Origin of the sequence: Mesorhizobium sp. WSM3879 (genome assembly GCF_002294915.1) — a bacterium.
Classification (GTDB): Bacteria; Pseudomonadota; Alphaproteobacteria; order Rhizobiales; family Rhizobiaceae; genus Mesorhizobium.
The window spans coordinates 353,030-367,402 of record NZ_NSFZ01000004.1 but is presented as its reverse complement, the minus strand read 5'-3'; the positions used below and the strand labels follow the sequence as shown (position 1 = coordinate 367,402).

The window sequence follows — 14,373 nt, the reverse complement described above, 5'->3', positions numbered from 1 at the left end:
ACTGCGCGCCACCGGCCCCCGGGCCGGTGCGATCATGGCTGGAAGTCAGCGGCGATGGTACAGGTTGCGGCCTACGAAGCCATCGAGCCGCTTGGTGTTGGTCTTGATGCGCACCCGTGCCGCTTCCTGGTGCAACCCGAATGCGGTGGCGATCAGCATCACAATGGTCATTGCAGTGGCAAGCATGTAGATCAGCATTTGCGTGTTCTCCTGCGATCACAACGATAAAGATGGTGCTTTGGTTTCATCTCCTGAAGCGGCAAGCTGGTGAATGCTGCGTGAAGCGTTCGTGATTGTCGCATTCGTCTGTCGTTGACGTCCGTGAAAAGGTTCACGACCGGGTGCAGCAATGGGATTTGCCTTTGTCGGAGAGGCTCGCTAGAAGCCTGCCATGACCGAACGCACCGCCCTTTACGCCGGCTCCTTCGACCCGCTGACCAATGGTCACCTCGACGTGTTGAAGGCTTCGCTTGCCGTGGCCGACACCGTCTACGCTGCAATCGGCATTCATCCCGGCAAGACGCCGCTGTTTTCCTTCGAGGAACGCGTGAAGCTGATCGAGGCCGCGACCAAGGCGGAATTCGGCCGCGACAGCGATCGCATCGAGGTCGTCTCCTTCGATGGGCTGGTCATCGACGCCGCCAGGAAGCATGGCGCCTCGATCATCATCCGCGGCCTGCGCGACGGCACCGATCTCGACTATGAGATGCAGATGGCGGGCATGAACGAGACCATGGCGCCGGAGCTGCAGACGGTTTTCCTGCCGGCCAGCCCGTCTGTGCGCACCATTACCGCCACACTTGTCCGCCAGATTGCGTCGATGGGCGGCGACATCCGCCCGTTCGTGCCGGCGGCCGTCGTAGGCGCCCTCACTGCCAAATTCGCGAAATAGTGCATGTCGCCCAAAGGTGAATCCCGGTTTTGGGGCAACGACATGCACCCAAACAAAGACTTTCGGAGAACCTCATGCAGCTGAAAAAGCTCGCTTCGTTGCTTGTCGTGCTTGCCGGCGTTTTGGCGGCGTCCTTGCCGGCCTCGGCCGCCGACAAGGAAAACACCATGATCATCACGCTGAAGGACGGTGACGTGACCGTCGCGCTGCGTCCCGATCTGGCGCCGAAGCATGTGGCGCAGATCAAGAAGCTGGTGCGCGAGGGCGCCTATGACAATGTCGCCTTCCACCGCGTCATCGACGGCTTCATGGCCCAGACCGGCGACGTCAAGTTCGGCAACATGAAGAAGGGTTTCAATCCCGAGGCTGTCGGCACGGGCGGATCCGACCTTCCCGATCTGCCTGCCGAGTTCTCGCAGACCGAGCAATTCACCCGCGGCGTGGTCGGCATGGCCCGCTCGCAGGACCCGAACTCGGCCAATTCCCAGTTCTTCATCATGTTCGCGCCGGCGCCGAACCTCGACGGGCAGTACACCATTGTCGGCAAGGTGGAGAGCGGCATGGATCTGGTGGACAAGATCAAGAAGGGCGATGAGGCGGACAACGGCACGGTCAAGGACCCGGACCGCATGATCAAAGTTCGCATCGCTGCCGACAACAAGTAACTGCTCGATTTTCAAAAGGATTTTCTGACATGGCTGAGATCAAGGACCGCGAGAACGCGCTCATCATGGAAACGACCAAGGGCGAGGTCGTCATCGAAATGTATCCGGACCTTGCGCCCGGTCATGTCGCGCGCATCAAGGAATTGGCGCGCGAGGGCGCCTATGACGGCGTGGTGTTCCACCGTGTCATCGACGGCTTCATGGCGCAGACCGGCGACGTCAAGTTCGGCAACTCCTCGAAGCCGACCTTCGCCCCGTCGCGCGCTGGCATGGGCGGCTCCGACAAGTCGGACCTCAAGGCCGAATTCTCCAACGCCAATCACGGCCGCGGCACCTGCTCGATGGCGCGGGCGCAGAACCCGAACTCGGCGAACTCGCAGTTCTTCATCTGCTTTGACGATGCCTCCTTCCTCAATCGCCAGTACACGGTCTGGGGCCAGGTCATCGAAGGCATGGAGAATGTCGACAAGATCAAGCGCGGCGAGCCGGTGCAGGATCCCGACAAGATCGTGTCGCTGAAGGTCGCGGCCGACGTCAAGTAAGGCATAGTACGATGATGGGCGCAGTCTGGTCCCTGCTCGGCATCCTGTCCGGCGCCTTCATCGCCATCCAGGCGCCGATCAACTCGCAATTGGCGCGCGGTCTCGGCCTTCCGGTCGCGGCCGCCGCTTTCTCGTTCCTGTCGGGCGCCGTCGTTCTCGGTATCATCGCGATCGCCGTGGTGAAGCTGCAGGGCCTCTCGCTCGACTGGAAGGCGCCGGCACCCTGGCTGTTCGTCGCCGGCGGCATGCTCGGCGGATTCTACGTCACGCTCTCCACCATTCTTACGCCGCGCATCGGCGCGGCGGCGCTGATGGCCTTCCTGGTCGCCGGCCAACTGATCGCCGGCATGCTGGTCGACCGGGCCGGCTTCCTTGGTGTTGCCGTGCGCGAGGTCTCGCTTGGCCGCGTGGCCGGCGCCGTGCTGCTGCTCGTTGGAGCGCTGCTCATCCGGCTCTACTGATGCGCGTCGATCTTTTCGACTTCGACCTGCCGGAGGAGCGCATTGCGCTGCGCCCGGCGGAGCCGCGCGACAGCGCCAAGCTATTGGTGGTCAAACCGGGCGAAACGCTGCGCGACCGCACCGTCAGCGATCTGCCGTCGCTGCTGAGAGAAGGCGACGTGCTGGTATTCAACGATACCAAGGTCATTCCGGCCCAGCTGAAAGGCATCCGCAAGCGCGGCGAAGCGATGGCGCAGGTCGAGGCCACGCTGCATATGCGGCTCGCGCCGGACCGCTGGCGGGCCTTCATGCGGCCCGGCAAGCGCATCGCCGTCGGCGACCGCATCCATTTCGGCCACGACCAGAACTCCTGCTTCCTCGGCCAGCTCGACGCGACGGTGATCGAGAAGGGCGAGGCGGGCGAGGTGTTGCTCGGCTTCGACCTCTCGGGCGTCTTTCTCGACGAGGCAATGCACGCCGTGGGCCATATCCCATTGCCGCCATACATCGCCTCGAAGCGAGATGACGACGAGCGCGACCGCAGCGACTACCAGACCATCTATGCCAGGGAAGAGGGCGCGGTCGCGGCCCCCACCGCCGGCCTGCATTTCACGCCGGAGTTGTTTGCAGCGCTCGAAGCCAAGGGCATCGAGCGGCGTTTCGTCACGCTGCATGTCGGCGCCGGCACTTTTTTGCCGGTTAAGGCCGACGACACCGCCGACCATAAGATGCACGCGGAAACGGGTTTGGTGAGCCAAGAGACGGCAGACGCGCTCAACGGTGCAAGGGCGCGGGGAGGGCGGATTGTCGCCGTCGGCACGACCTCGCTGCGCCTTCTGGAAAGTGCCGCGCGTGAGGACGGCAGGATCGAGGCCTGGTCCGGGCCGACCGATATCTTCATCACCCCCGGCTACCGCTTCAAGACAGCTGACATGCTGATGACCAATTTCCACCTGCCGCGCTCGACGCTGTTCATGCTGGTCTCGGCCTTCAGCGGACTGGACGCGATGCGTTCGGCCTATGCGCATGCCATCGAGAGCCGCTACAGGTTCTACTCCTACGGGGACTCCAGCCTGCTTTACCGAGCGGAGACGAGCGATGGACGATGATCTAGAGAGAATGGACCGCGAGGCGCTCATCGCGGAAGTGACAAAGCTGCGCGCCGGTATCCGCGCGCATCGCGATGCGACCGGCCATGATCTCTGCTGGCATCATCCCGACCTCTGGGACCTGCTGCCGGAGAAGACCGAGCCGGCGATCGCCGTGCCGCCGTGGCCGAAATTCATGCGCGGCTGCATCCGCTACCGGCAGTCGCTCGACGAGCAGGCACCCGGCGCCCCGGTGCACGACAAGGAATTCGATGGCTGAGACTTTCTCTTTCAAGCTGCTCGCCACCGACGGTAATGCGCGGCGCGGCCTCATCAGCATGCCGCGCGGCGAGATCCGGACGCCGGCCTTCATGCCGGTCGGCACCGGCGGCACCGTCAAGGCGATGTATATGGATCAGGTGCGCGGCGTCGGCGCCGACATCATCCTCGGCAACACCTATCATTTGATGCTCAGGCCAGGCGCCGAGCGTGTGGCGAAGCTCGGCGGCCTGCATGAATTCGCGCGCTGGCCGCACCCGATCCTGACCGATAGCGGCGGCTTCCAGGTAATGTCGTTGTCGAAGCTGAGGAAGCTTAGCGAAACGGGCGTCACCTTCCGCTCGCATATCGACGGTGCGCGCTACGAGATGTCGCCGGAGCGGTCAATCGAAATCCAGGGGCTGCTCGATTCCGATATCCAGATGCAGCTCGACGAGTGTACGGCGCTTCCCGCCAAGCCGAAGGAAATCGAGCGCGCCATGGAACTGTCGCTGCGCTGGGCCGAACGCTGCAAGGCGGCGTTCGGCGATCAGCCGGGCAAGGCGATGTTCGGCATCGTGCAGGGCGGCGACAGTGCTGTGATGCGCGTGCGTTCGGCGCAGGCGCTGGCGGCGATGGACCTCAAAGGCTATGCCGTCGGTGGGCTGGCGGTCGGCGAGCCGCAGGCGGTGATGCTGGAGATGCTGGACATAACCTGCCCGGAACTGCCGGCCGACAGGCCGCGCTACCTGATGGGTGTCGGCACCCCGGACGACATCTTGAAATCCGTGGCATGCGGCATCGACATGTTCGACTGCGTGATGCCGACGCGCGCCGGCCGCCATGGTCTGGCCTATACGCGCCGCGGCAAGATCAACCTGCGCAACGCCCGCCATGCCGACGATCCGCGTCCGCTGGACGAGGAAAGCGACTGCCCGGCCGCGCGCGACTATTCGCGCGCCTATCTCCATCATCTCGTGCGCTCGCAGGAGTCGCTCGGCGCAATGCTGCTCACCTGGAATAACCTGTCCTACTACCAGAAGCTGATGCAGGACATCCGCGCCGCGATCGAGGCAAAAGCCTTCGAGACGCGCGCTGCCGAGATTTCGGAATGCTGGGCGAGGGGCGATCTGCCGGCGCTATGAACGCTTTTATGTGCTCACCGAAGTCGCGGCGCGCAGGCTGCAGCCGGTGATCTTAAAGCTGCCGTCGGGCTGCTGTTCGAGCGTGTACACCGCCTCATAGTCCTTGCCGTCGGGCCCGACGATCAGCACCTGCTGGACGATCGAGGCCGGCCCGGTCTGCTCCACCTTGCCGAAGGAATAGTTCTGCGGCCTGCGCACCGGCGCATAGCCGTTGGTCACCATGTTCATGAAGGTGTCGACGGTCGGGAAGATCCGCTTCACATTTGGCGCGGCGAAGCTGTAGGCGGTGGCGCCGTCATCGGCGAGAAAGGCCTTGAGCTGGCTGTCGATGACTGTTTGCGCCGCTTTGATCTCGGCGTCACCGGCGAAGGCCATGGATGCAAGAACCATCGGAACGAGAGCGAGTGCGAACAATACGCGGCGCATGGCCTGTCTCCAGAATTCGCGTGGAACAACTATCATACGCTGGCCGGCGTGCCGTGGTTTCACCGTTTCGCAGATTTCTTGAATGCATGGATGCCTCCGCTAGGACCTGACCTGAGGTGTTCCCGAACTGTCCTTGGTGGCGTCCCCGGGCCAGTGTGGCATGCCGATGGCGGAGTTGCGGCAAGCGGCCGCCAAGGCGCGTGCAGCCTGATGCTTGAAAGCCCGTCGCCAGTCTGCCACAAGGGCCGCTCATTCGCGAAGACTGGCAGGACCGGGAAATGAAGGCATTTTTCGTGCAGATAAAGTGCGATCTGGGCAAAGCCTATGAGGTCGCCAGCGCGCTCGCCGATGCCGAGATCGCCTCCGAAATCTATTCGACCGCCGGCAATTACGACCTGCTCGCAAAATTCTATGTCGACGACGAGGAAGACATCGGCCACTTCATCAATGAACGGGTGCAGATCCTGCCTGGAATCAAGGACACCTTCACCATCGTCACTTTCCGGGCGTTCTGATTTGCCGTTTGATGCCCGCTCACCGGGCATGAACTGACCCGGCGTCGCTCCCGCTGCCCTAATCGTAGGCATTTTGCATAGGGCGGCCGCCAGCGCCGCCCAAATCACCGATTGCGCTTGATTTTCTCCAGCCGGGCCAGTGAAATGGCTTCAGAGGGGAGTACGCGATTGGCAGCGTTCGACGAAATGCTTCCGGAAGTCTCCGGATTGAGAAGACCATACCAGGCTTATGATCGCTGGCTGAAGGAACAGGACCCGGCCAGGCTCACCCAGAAAATGGAGGACGCCGAACGCGTCTTCCGCAAGACCGGCATTACCTTCGCCGTCTATGGCGAGCAGGAAGCTTCCGAACGGCTGATCCCCTTCGACATCGTCCCGCGCATCATTTCCGGCCAGGAATGGCGCCGGCTGACGCAGGGCATCGAGCAGCGCGTGCAGGCGCTCAACGCCTTTCTCGACGATATCTACCACCGCCAGGAAATCCTGCGCGCCGGGCGCGTTCCCAAAGAACTGGTGGCGAAGAATGAAGCGTTCCTGCCGGAGATGATCGGTGTGAGACCGCCGGCCGGCGTCTACACCCACATCATCGGCGTCGACATCGTGCGCATCAGCGAGAATGAATTCTACGTGCTCGAGGACAATGCCCGCACGCCGTCGGGCGTCTCCTACATGCTGGAGAACCGCGAGACGATGATGCAGCTCTTCCCGGAGCTGTTCCAGCAGATCAAGGTGCGGCCGGTGGAGAACTATCCGCAACTGCTGCGCCAGTCGCTGGCGGCGGTGCGGCCGCAGAGCGCAAAGGGCGCGCCGACCATCGCGGTGCTGACGCCGGGCAGCTACAACTCCGCCTATTTCGAGCACGCCTTCCTCGCCGACCAGATGGGCGTGCAACTGGTCGAAGGACAGGATCTGCGCGTGGTCGACGGCCATGTCACGATGCGCACCACCGAAGGCTACAAGCAGATCGACGTGCTTTACCGGCGCGTGGACGACGCCTTCCTCGATCCGCTGACCTTCCGGCCGGATTCCGCGCTCGGCGTGCCGGGCATAATGGATGTCTATCGGGCCGGCAACATCACCATCGCTAACGCGCCGGGCACCGGCATTGCCGACGACAAGGCGATCTATTCCTACATGCCCGAGATCGTCGAGTTCTACACAGGCCGCAAGGCGATCCTCGGCAACATCCCGACCTGGCGCTGCTCGGAGCCCGACAGCCTGAAATATGTGCTGGAGCACATCGGCGAGCTTGTCATCAAGGAAGTGCACGGCTCCGGCGGCTACGGCATGCTGGTCGGCCCCGCGGCGACCAAGAAGGAATGCGAGGCGTTCGCCAAGAAGTTGCAGGCCAAACCCGGCAACTACATCGCCCAGCCGACGCTCGCGCTGTCGACATGCCCGATCCTGACCGAGAAGGGGCTGTCGCCGCGCCATGTCGATCTTAGGCCTTATGTGCTGGTTTCGGATCGTATCCAGATTGTCCCGGGCGGCCTGACTCGCGTCGCGCTCAAGGAGGGGTCGCTTGTGGTCAACTCCTCGCAAGGCGGTGGGACGAAGGATACGTGGGTGTTGGATGATTAAAGAGCGAATAGAGAGTAGCGAATAGCGAATAGGGAAAGAGGGGGATCCGGCGCAATCAATTCTTACAGAGACCTAATTGTTTGGAAGGTGGCCAAACTGACGAAATCGGAAAAATGCTGCGATCGATGATCAGGAGCCTTCAACAGAGATCATGAAATCTTTTTTTTGCTACTCGCTACTCACTATTCGCTATTCGCCCGACACCGGAGCAAGCTGACATGCTTCTCGGCCGCACCGCCAACGGTCTCTACTGGATGAACCGCTATATAGAGCGGGCCGAAAACATGGCGCGCCTGGTCGATGCCGGCCTGCGCATGGCGCTGACGCGCACGCAGAACGCGTCGGAGGAATGGAACTCCGTCCTGCTCAGCGCCGGTTCCGACCTGGCCTTCTCGCAGAAATACCAGGACTACACCGTCGCCAACGTCTCGGATTTCCTGCTGCGCGATACTTCGAATCCGTCGAGTACGATGGCCTCGATCGAGACGGCGCGCAACAATGCGCGCATGGTGCGCACGGCGCTGACGCGCGAGACCTGGGAGAGCATCAACGAGGCCTGGATGTCGCTGAAGCGGATGCTGGCACGGCCGATCGACGAACGCGATCTGCCGACGGTGCTCGACGCGATCAAGCGCGAGACCGCGCTGATCCGCGGCTCGTTCTACGGCACGATGCTGCGCAACGAGATCTTCGACTTCTCGCAGCTCGGCACCTATGTGGAGCGCGCCGACAACACGGCCCGCATCCTCGACGTGAAATACTATGTGCTCTTGCCGTCGATCTCCTGGGTGGGCTCGACACTCGACAATTATCAATGGGAATCGATCTTGCGCTCGGTGTCGGCGCACCGCTCCTATCGGTGGGTGTATGACGCGGACTACAAGCCGACCAACATCGCCGACTATCTGATCCTCAATGTCCGCATGCCGCGTTCGCTGACCTTCTGCTATCGCTTCCTGGGCGAGCATCTGAGATTCCTCGCCGACGACTATGGCGAGCGCCATGCCTGCCACGCCACCGCCGAGAAAATTCAGACGATGCTGAAGAAGGGGTCGATCAAGGATATTTTCGACCACGGCCTGCATGAGTTCCTGGCGGAATTCATTCGTGACAACACCAGGCTGGGGGATGAGATCGCCCTGGACTACCGGTTCTACTGAGCGCTGGAGAGACAGGCGCCATGCGGCTCAAGATCACACACCGGACCGAGTACCGCTACGATGCACCGGTGCAGTACCTGTTGCAGCGGCTGCGCCTGATGCCGGTTAGCGGATCGACTCAGACGGTCGCGTCCTGGGTGATCAAAATCGACGGCGCGCGAGAGGAGGTTCGCTTCACGGACCATTTCGGCAATGACACGCGGGTGGTGAGCGCCGAGGGCGGCCAGCACACCATCATAGTCGAGGCGGCGGGCGAGGTGACGACGCGCGACACCGCCGGTGTGTCCGGTGCGCATCATGGTTTCGCGCCGCTCTGGCTGTTCAGCCAGCAAACGCCGCTTACGACCGTCGGCGACGGCATTCGCGACCTGGCCGCGTCGGTCGGGGAGGGGACGGATATCGACAGGCTGCACAAGCTGATGGGCGCGATCCGGGAGCGCGTCGCCTATAACCCCGGGACGACCAGCGCCGTGACGCCGGCGGAAGAAGCCCTGACGCTCAAGGCCGGTGTCTGCCAGGATCACAGCCACATCTTCACCGCCGTGGCGCGCGTGATGGGCTTCCCCGCGCGCTATATCAGCGGCTATCTGATGATGGATGCCTCGGTCGAGCAGGCGGCAAGCCATGCTTGGGCCGAAGCGCATGTGCCGGGCCTGGGGTGGGTTGCCTTTGATCCCGCCAACGGTATCTCTCCCGACGAACGCTATGTAAGAGTGGCGACGGGTCGGGACTATCGCGATGCCTCGCCTGTGTCGGGAATACTGCTGGGGCAAGCGGAAGAGAAGCTTGCCGTCACCGTCACGGTAGAGCAGTAGTCTCTGCCAAGATTCACCAGAAGAGCGACCATGACCTATTGCGTCGGCCTCAAGATCGATCGTGGACTCGTGTTCATGTCGGACACGCGCACCAATGCCGGCATGGATTCGATTTCGACCTTCAGGAAAATGCATGTCTGGGAAGAGCCTGGCGAGCGCGTCATCGTGCTGATGTCTGCAGGCAATCTTGCCACGACGCAAGCCGTGGTCAGCCTGCTGGACGAGCGCAACAAGGCGGCCGGCGACCGTCACGAGAAGCTGCTCGAGACCCCGTCAATGTACCAGACGGTGCGGCTGGTCGGCGAGACGGTGAAAGAGGTGATCGCACACTCTTCGCCCGCCGGCGATCAGGCGGATTCCTATTTCAACGCCTCCTTCATCCTCGGCGGCCAAATCAAGGGCAGCCAACCCCGGCTGTTCATGATCTATCCCGAGGGCAATTTCATCGAGTCGACCGACGACACGCCATTCTTCCAGATCGGCGAGACCAAATACGGCAAGCCGATCATCATCCGTGCCTATGACCGTACGATGAGCCTGGCCGAGACGGTGAAGCTGCTGTTGGTCTCCTTCGACTCGACGCTGAAGTCGAACCTGTCGGTCGGCCTGCCGCTCGACCTGCTCTTCCTGGAACTGGATGCTTTCAAGGTCGGCCTGAAGAAGCGGATCGGTCATGACGACCAATATTACCGAACCATATCGGATGGCTGGTCCAACGCGCTAAAGGCGGCCTTCGCCAGCCTGCCCGATTTTCCCGGCTAGGGCGTTCGCCTACGAAGCGGTTGCCTCATTATATTTAACATGTTAATTAAAAGTCGAAGTGGCGGGCCGATCAAGGTCCGGCGGCTGCTGAGAGGATACATGGACAAGAAAGAATTCCGCGATTGGTCGAGGCGAGCCGCCGATTGGGGCGTGGACTACCGGTCCAGCCTGCGCGATCGTCCGGTGCGGCCGGCGATCGCGCCCGGCGACATATTCAGGAGCATCGAAGAGTCGCCGCCCGAGACGGCCGAGCCGATGGAAAAAATCTTCGCCGACTTCGAAACGAAGATCGTGCCCGGGATGACGCATTGGCAGCATCCGCGCTTCTTCGCCTATTTCCCGGCCAACGCGGCGCCGGTCTCGGTGGTGGCCGAGTATCTCGTCTCGGCGATGGCCGCGCAGTGCATGCTGTGGCAGACCTCGCCGGCGGCGACAGAACTCGAGACGCGTATCGTCGACTGGATGCGCCAGGCGCTGGGCCTGCCCGAAGGATTCTCCGGTGTCATTCAGGATTCGGCTTCGTCGGCGACGCTTGCCGCGGTGCTCACCATGCGCGAGCGGGCGCTCGACTGGCAGGGAAACACACAAGGTCTCGCCGGCCAGGCGAAGCTGCGTGTCTATTGCTCCAACCAGGTTCACACCTCGATCGACCGAGCGATCTGGGTCGCCGGCATCGGCGAGGAGAATCTCATCCGTATCCCGGTAACCGGTCGTTTTCGCGCGATGGACACGCCGGCGCTCGAGGCGGCAATTATCGCCGATCGCGAGGCCGGCCTGCTGCCGGCGGGCATTGTCGCCTGCGTCGGCGGCACCAGCACCGGCGGCACCGATAACATCGCTGCCGTAGCGACCGTGGCGAAGCGGCACGGCCTTTATCTGCACGTCGATGCGGCCTGGGCCGGGTCGGCAATGATCTGCCCGGAGTACCGGCATTTCTGGGCTGGTGTCGAGAGCGCCGATTCCATCGTCTTCAATCCGCACAAATGGCTCGGCGCGCAATTCGACTGCTCGATCCAGTTCGTCTGCCAACCGGAAGACCTTGTGCGCACGCTGGCCATCAAGCCGGACTATCTCAAGACCAGAGGTCATGACGGCATCATCAACTATTCGGAATGGTCGGTGCCGCTCGGCCGCCGCTTCCGTGCGCTGAAACTCTGGTTCCTGCTGCGCGCCCACGGGCTGGAAGGATTGCGCAAGATGATCCGAAACCATGTAGCCTGGAGCGAGGGACTTGCCGCACGCCTGGCCGGGGAAGCGGATTTCGAGCTCGTCACCGAGCCGATGTTGTCACTGTTCTCGTTCCGCCATCGCGCTCCTCAGGGTGCCGATCCAGACGAGCACAATTTGCGTCTCGTCGATGCCATCAACACGGACGGACGCATCTATTTGACGCAGACGCGCGTCGATGGTCGGGTGGCGATCCGCTTTCAGGCAGGACAGTTCGAGACCACGGCCGGCGATATTGATGCGGCCTTCGATGTCGTCACAGAGATTGCGCGCCGGCTTACCATTGAGGCAACAAACTGATTGCAGACCGGTTTGCCTTTGCGAGAAGGTGAATTTCCTTAGCCGGCTGTCCCTTTCCATCACTTTCGTTTTCCGATATAGACGGAAAAAACGAAAATGAAGGATAGCGGATGTTCCTTTCGCCCCGTCACGCCGAGATCATCCAGATGGCGAAGGACAACGGCCGGGTGCTGGTCGACGACCTGGCGACACATTTCAGCGTGACGCCGCAGACCATCCGCAAGGACCTCAACGATCTCTGTGACCAGCGGCTGCTGACGCGCATCCATGGCGGGGCGCTGTTCCCGTCCGGCATCGAGAACATGGAATACGAGGCGCGGCGCAAAATCGCTGCCGATGAGAAGGAGGCGATCGGCCGCGCGGCGGCCAGGCTCATTCCCGACAACGCCTCGCTGTTCATCAATATAGGCACCACGACGGAAGCTGTCTCAAAGGCGCTTCTCGACCATAACGGGCTTATGGTCATCACCAATAACATCAACGTTGCCAATAGGATGCGGATCTATCCTTCGATCGAGGTGGTGATCGCCGGCGGCGTTGTACGCGGCTCCGACGGCGGCGTCGTAGGTGAGGCCGCGGTGGATTTCATTCGCCAGTTCAAAGTCGACTACGCCGTCATCGGCGCCTCGGCCATCGACCATGACGGCGCGCTGCTCGACTTCGACTTTCGCGAAGTGAAAGTGGCGCAGGCCATCATCGCCAATGCGCGTCATGTGATTCTCGTCTCCGACCGGACAAAATTCGAGCGCACGGCGCCGGTTCGCATTGGTCACCTGTCGCAGGTGAACACCTTCATCACCGACCGTTGCGACATCCCTTCGGTGCGCCGGATTTGCGAGGAAACGGAGGTTCGTTTGATCGAGACAGCGCTCGGATAACGTCTCTTCACGGACATCTCACGCACCTGTGATATTTCGTTTGACATTCGGATCGAGTTCGAAATAATCCCGCCACGGTTTCGCGAAACACAAAAATGGTGCAATGCGAAATCGTGGAGGAACCCTGTGGACGCATCTCCGATCCATGACATTTTTGTCATAGGCGGCGGCATCAATGGCTGCGGCATCGCCCGCGACGCCGTTGGCCGCGGATTTTCCGTATACCTCGCCGAGATGAACGATCTCGCCAGCGGGACTTCCTCCGGCTCGACCAAACTGATCCATGGCGGGTTGCGCTATCTCGAGTTCTACGAATTCCGGCTGGTGCGCGAAGCGCTGATGGAGCGCGAGGTTCTGTGGAAGAACGCGCCGCATATCATCTGGCCGATGCGCTTCGTGCTGCCCTACGCCAAGGGCCTGCGTCCGGCCTGGCTGATCCGGCTCGGCCTTTTCCTTTACGACCATATCGGCGGGCGCAAGCTGCTGCCGGCGACCAAGACGCTGGACATGGCCACCGATCCGGCCGGCAAGCCGCTGAAGCCGCTGTTCCGCAAGGCGTTCGAATATTCGGACGGCTGGGTCAACGATGCCCGCCTCGTGGCGCTCAATGCCCGCGACGCGGCCGACCGCGGCGCCGTCATCCGCACTCGCACCAAGGTGGTCAGCGCGCGCCGCGAGAGCGGGCTGTGGACGATCAAGATCCAGAACGTGCTGACCGGCGAGATCGAGGAAGTCCGCGCGCGTCTTCTCGTCAACGCCGCCGGGCCGTGGGTCGATCAGGTATTGGCAAAAACCGTCGGCCAGAACGATGTGCACAATGTTCGGCTGGTGCAGGGCAGCCACATCGTCATCGGCAAGAAGTTCGACGATCCGCGCGCCTATTTCTTTCAGAACAAGGACGGACGCATCATCTTCGCCATTCCTTACGAAGAAGAGTTCACGCTGATCGGCACCACCGACCGCGACTTTCCCGGCGATCCGCATGAGGTGAAGATCAGCGATACCGAGATCGACTATCTTTGCGCCGCCGCGAGCGAATATTTCGCCCAGCCGGTCAAGCGTTCGGACATCGTCTGGACCTATTCGGCGGTGCGCCCGCTTTATGACGACGGCGCCTCGAAGGCGCAGGAGGCGACGCGCGACTATGTGCTGAAGGCCGATGGCGGGGAGGGTGCCGCCCCCTTGCTCAACGCCTTCGGCGGCAAGATCACCACGTTCCGCCGGCTGGCGGAATCGATGCTGGAGAAGATCGAAGGCTTTCTCGGCAAGCGCGGCAAGCCATGGACCGCCAACGCGCCGCTGCCCGGCGGCGATTTTCCGGCGACCGGGTTCGACGAGCAGGTATCGAGGCTCAAGAACGCCTATCCGTTCCTCGACCAACGGCTGGCACGCAGGTTGACCCGGCTTTACGGCACGCGCGCGGAGAAGCTGCTTGGCCTCGCCAAGTCGAATGCCGATCTCGGCCGCAATTTCGGTGCCGACCTCTACGAAGCCGAGGTGCGCTACCTGGTCGAGAACGAGTGGGCGATCACCGCCGAGGACGTGCTGTGGCGCAGGACCAAACGCGGCCTGCATTTCAGCCGCGAGCAGACGGCGGCATTGGAAGAATTCATGCGCGGGTTAAGCAGCCGCCATGTCGCCGCGGCGGAATGAGGATCGAGCGCTGATGCGCAAGGCCT

The 14,373-nt window shown here is 62.2% G+C and carries 17 protein-coding genes; 15 read left to right on the top strand and 2 right to left on the bottom strand.

Annotated features, from left to right (window positions below; genetic code table 11):
- Nucleotides 1-45 precede the first annotated feature (45 nt).
- Entirely contained in the window at nucleotides 46-198 is a 153-nt protein-coding gene (locus tag CK218_RS11755; RefSeq protein ID WP_082953674.1) for a hypothetical protein, read from the bottom strand.
- A gap of 193 nt (nucleotides 199-391) precedes the next feature.
- Here CK218_RS11755 and coaD point away from each other — a divergent pair, with 193 nt between their 5' ends.
- The 7 genes from coaD (at nucleotide 392) to tgt (ending at nucleotide 5,030) form a co-directional block, all read left to right on the top strand.
- The gene (gene coaD / locus CK218_RS11750; protein WP_066992481.1) at nucleotides 392-892 is read left to right on the top strand and encodes a pantetheine-phosphate adenylyltransferase; all 501 of its coding nucleotides are present in this window, start codon (nucleotides 392-394) and stop codon (nucleotides 890-892) included.
- A 167-nt stretch (nucleotides 893-1,059) separates the two neighbouring features.
- The gene (locus CK218_RS11745) at nucleotides 1,060-1,557 is read left to right on the top strand and encodes a peptidylprolyl isomerase (RefSeq protein WP_245418596.1); all 498 of its coding nucleotides are present in this window, start codon (nucleotides 1,060-1,062) and stop codon (nucleotides 1,555-1,557) included.
- A gap of 29 nt (nucleotides 1,558-1,586) precedes the next feature.
- Nucleotides 1,587-2,099 carry a peptidylprolyl isomerase gene (locus tag CK218_RS11740; RefSeq protein ID WP_095827797.1) on the top strand — a complete coding sequence of 171 codons (513 nt, stop codon included), beginning with the start codon at nucleotides 1,587-1,589 and terminating at the stop codon, nucleotides 2,097-2,099.
- Between the two features lie 11 nt (nucleotides 2,100-2,110).
- Nucleotides 2,111-2,560 (top strand): DMT family transporter, encoded by a 450-nt coding sequence (locus tag CK218_RS11735; RefSeq protein WP_066992491.1) that lies wholly within the window; start codon nucleotides 2,111-2,113, stop codon nucleotides 2,558-2,560.
- On the top strand, nucleotides 2,560-3,648 hold the full coding sequence (gene queA, locus CK218_RS11730; RefSeq protein ID WP_095827796.1) for a tRNA preQ1(34) S-adenosylmethionine ribosyltransferase-isomerase QueA: 1,089 nt from the start codon (nucleotides 2,560-2,562) through the stop codon (nucleotides 3,646-3,648). Before CK218_RS11735 ends, queA begins: the two co-directional genes overlap by 1 nt.
- A complete protein-coding gene (locus CK218_RS11725; protein ID WP_095780556.1) occupies nucleotides 3,638-3,907 on the top strand; it encodes a hypothetical protein in 270 nt (89 codons plus the stop codon). The genes queA and CK218_RS11725 overlap by 11 nt, the downstream gene beginning before the upstream one ends.
- Nucleotides 3,900-5,030 carry a tRNA guanosine(34) transglycosylase Tgt gene (tgt, locus tag CK218_RS11720; RefSeq protein ID WP_095780555.1) on the top strand — a complete coding sequence of 377 codons (1,131 nt, stop codon included), beginning with the start codon at nucleotides 3,900-3,902 and terminating at the stop codon, nucleotides 5,028-5,030. The genes CK218_RS11725 and tgt overlap by 8 nt, the downstream gene beginning before the upstream one ends.
- A gap of 6 nt (nucleotides 5,031-5,036) precedes the next feature.
- On the opposite strand, the gene CK218_RS11715 is transcribed toward tgt, so the two are convergent.
- The gene (locus CK218_RS11715) at nucleotides 5,037-5,456 is read right to left on the bottom strand and encodes a DUF4864 domain-containing protein (RefSeq protein ID WP_066992501.1); all 420 of its coding nucleotides are present in this window, start codon (nucleotides 5,454-5,456) and stop codon (nucleotides 5,037-5,039) included.
- Nucleotides 5,457-5,734: 278 nt separating this feature from the next.
- Here CK218_RS11715 and CK218_RS11710 point away from each other — a divergent pair, with 278 nt between their 5' ends.
- The 8 genes from CK218_RS11710 to glpD all read left to right on the top strand — a co-directional run bounded on the left by CK218_RS11710 (nucleotide 5,735) and on the right by glpD (nucleotide 14,347).
- Nucleotides 5,735-5,971, top strand: coding sequence for an Lrp/AsnC ligand binding domain-containing protein (locus CK218_RS11710; RefSeq protein WP_066992504.1), 237 nt, complete (start codon nucleotides 5,735-5,737; stop codon nucleotides 5,969-5,971).
- 168 nt (nucleotides 5,972-6,139) lie between these two features.
- Nucleotides 6,140-7,552 (top strand): circularly permuted type 2 ATP-grasp protein, encoded by a 1,413-nt coding sequence (locus CK218_RS11705; protein ID WP_066992507.1) that lies wholly within the window; start codon nucleotides 6,140-6,142, stop codon nucleotides 7,550-7,552.
- A 218-nt stretch (nucleotides 7,553-7,770) separates the two neighbouring features.
- Entirely contained in the window at nucleotides 7,771-8,712 is a 942-nt protein-coding gene (locus CK218_RS11700; RefSeq protein WP_066992511.1) for an alpha-E domain-containing protein, read from the top strand.
- Nucleotides 8,713-8,732: 20 nt separating this feature from the next.
- Complete coding sequence (locus CK218_RS11695; RefSeq protein ID WP_095827795.1) at nucleotides 8,733-9,527, top strand: transglutaminase family protein; 795 nt, start codon at nucleotides 8,733-8,735, stop codon at nucleotides 9,525-9,527.
- A 30-nt stretch (nucleotides 9,528-9,557) separates the two neighbouring features.
- Entirely contained in the window at nucleotides 9,558-10,289 is a 732-nt protein-coding gene (locus CK218_RS11690; protein ID WP_066992517.1) for a peptidase, read from the top strand.
- A gap of 99 nt (nucleotides 10,290-10,388) precedes the next feature.
- Nucleotides 10,389-11,816, top strand: a complete 1,428-nt coding sequence (locus tag CK218_RS11685) for a pyridoxal-dependent decarboxylase (RefSeq protein WP_095827794.1) — start codon at nucleotides 10,389-10,391, stop codon at nucleotides 11,814-11,816.
- 110 nt (nucleotides 11,817-11,926) lie between these two features.
- Nucleotides 11,927-12,694: a DeoR/GlpR family DNA-binding transcription regulator gene (locus CK218_RS11680; protein WP_066992523.1), complete on the top strand. Its 768-nt coding sequence runs from the start codon at nucleotides 11,927-11,929 to the stop codon at nucleotides 12,692-12,694.
- Between the two features lie 126 nt (nucleotides 12,695-12,820).
- On the top strand, nucleotides 12,821-14,347 hold the full coding sequence (gene glpD, locus CK218_RS11675; RefSeq protein WP_067319781.1) for a glycerol-3-phosphate dehydrogenase: 1,527 nt from the start codon (nucleotides 12,821-12,823) through the stop codon (nucleotides 14,345-14,347).
- Nucleotides 14,348-14,373 lie beyond the last annotated feature (26 nt).

What these genes read in the sequence shown, in the direction of transcription:
- CK218_RS11680 (WP_066992523.1), top strand. Translation starts at nt 11,927, where the DNA reads ATGTTCCTTTCGCCCCGTCACGCCGAGATCATCCAGATGGCGAAGGAC.
- CK218_RS11690 (WP_066992517.1), top strand. Translation starts at nt 9,558, where the DNA reads ATGACCTATTGCGTCGGCCTCAAGATCGATCGTGGACTCGTGTTCATG.
- CK218_RS11715 (WP_066992501.1), bottom strand. Translation starts at nt 5,456, where the DNA reads ATGCGCCGCGTATTGTTCGCACTCGCTCTCGTTCCGATGGTTCTTGCA.
- CK218_RS11700 (WP_066992511.1), top strand. Translation starts at nt 7,771, where the DNA reads ATGCTTCTCGGCCGCACCGCCAACGGTCTCTACTGGATGAACCGCTAT.
- coaD (WP_066992481.1), top strand. Translation starts at nt 392, where the DNA reads ATGACCGAACGCACCGCCCTTTACGCCGGCTCCTTCGACCCGCTGACC.
- CK218_RS11735 (WP_066992491.1), top strand. Translation starts at nt 2,111, where the DNA reads ATGATGGGCGCAGTCTGGTCCCTGCTCGGCATCCTGTCCGGCGCCTTC.
- CK218_RS11710 (WP_066992504.1), top strand. Translation starts at nt 5,735, where the DNA reads ATGAAGGCATTTTTCGTGCAGATAAAGTGCGATCTGGGCAAAGCCTAT.
- CK218_RS11745 (WP_245418596.1), top strand. Translation starts at nt 1,060, where the DNA reads ATGATCATCACGCTGAAGGACGGTGACGTGACCGTCGCGCTGCGTCCC.
- tgt (WP_095780555.1), top strand. Translation starts at nt 3,900, where the DNA reads ATGGCTGAGACTTTCTCTTTCAAGCTGCTCGCCACCGACGGTAATGCG.
- CK218_RS11755 (WP_082953674.1), bottom strand. Translation starts at nt 198, where the DNA reads ATGCTGATCTACATGCTTGCCACTGCAATGACCATTGTGATGCTGATC.
- CK218_RS11725 (WP_095780556.1), top strand. Translation starts at nt 3,638, where the DNA reads ATGGACGATGATCTAGAGAGAATGGACCGCGAGGCGCTCATCGCGGAA.
- queA (WP_095827796.1), top strand. Translation starts at nt 2,560, where the DNA reads ATGCGCGTCGATCTTTTCGACTTCGACCTGCCGGAGGAGCGCATTGCG.
- CK218_RS11685 (WP_095827794.1), top strand. Translation starts at nt 10,389, where the DNA reads ATGGACAAGAAAGAATTCCGCGATTGGTCGAGGCGAGCCGCCGATTGG.
- CK218_RS11740 (WP_095827797.1), top strand. Translation starts at nt 1,587, where the DNA reads ATGGCTGAGATCAAGGACCGCGAGAACGCGCTCATCATGGAAACGACC.
- CK218_RS11695 (WP_095827795.1), top strand. Translation starts at nt 8,733, where the DNA reads ATGCGGCTCAAGATCACACACCGGACCGAGTACCGCTACGATGCACCG.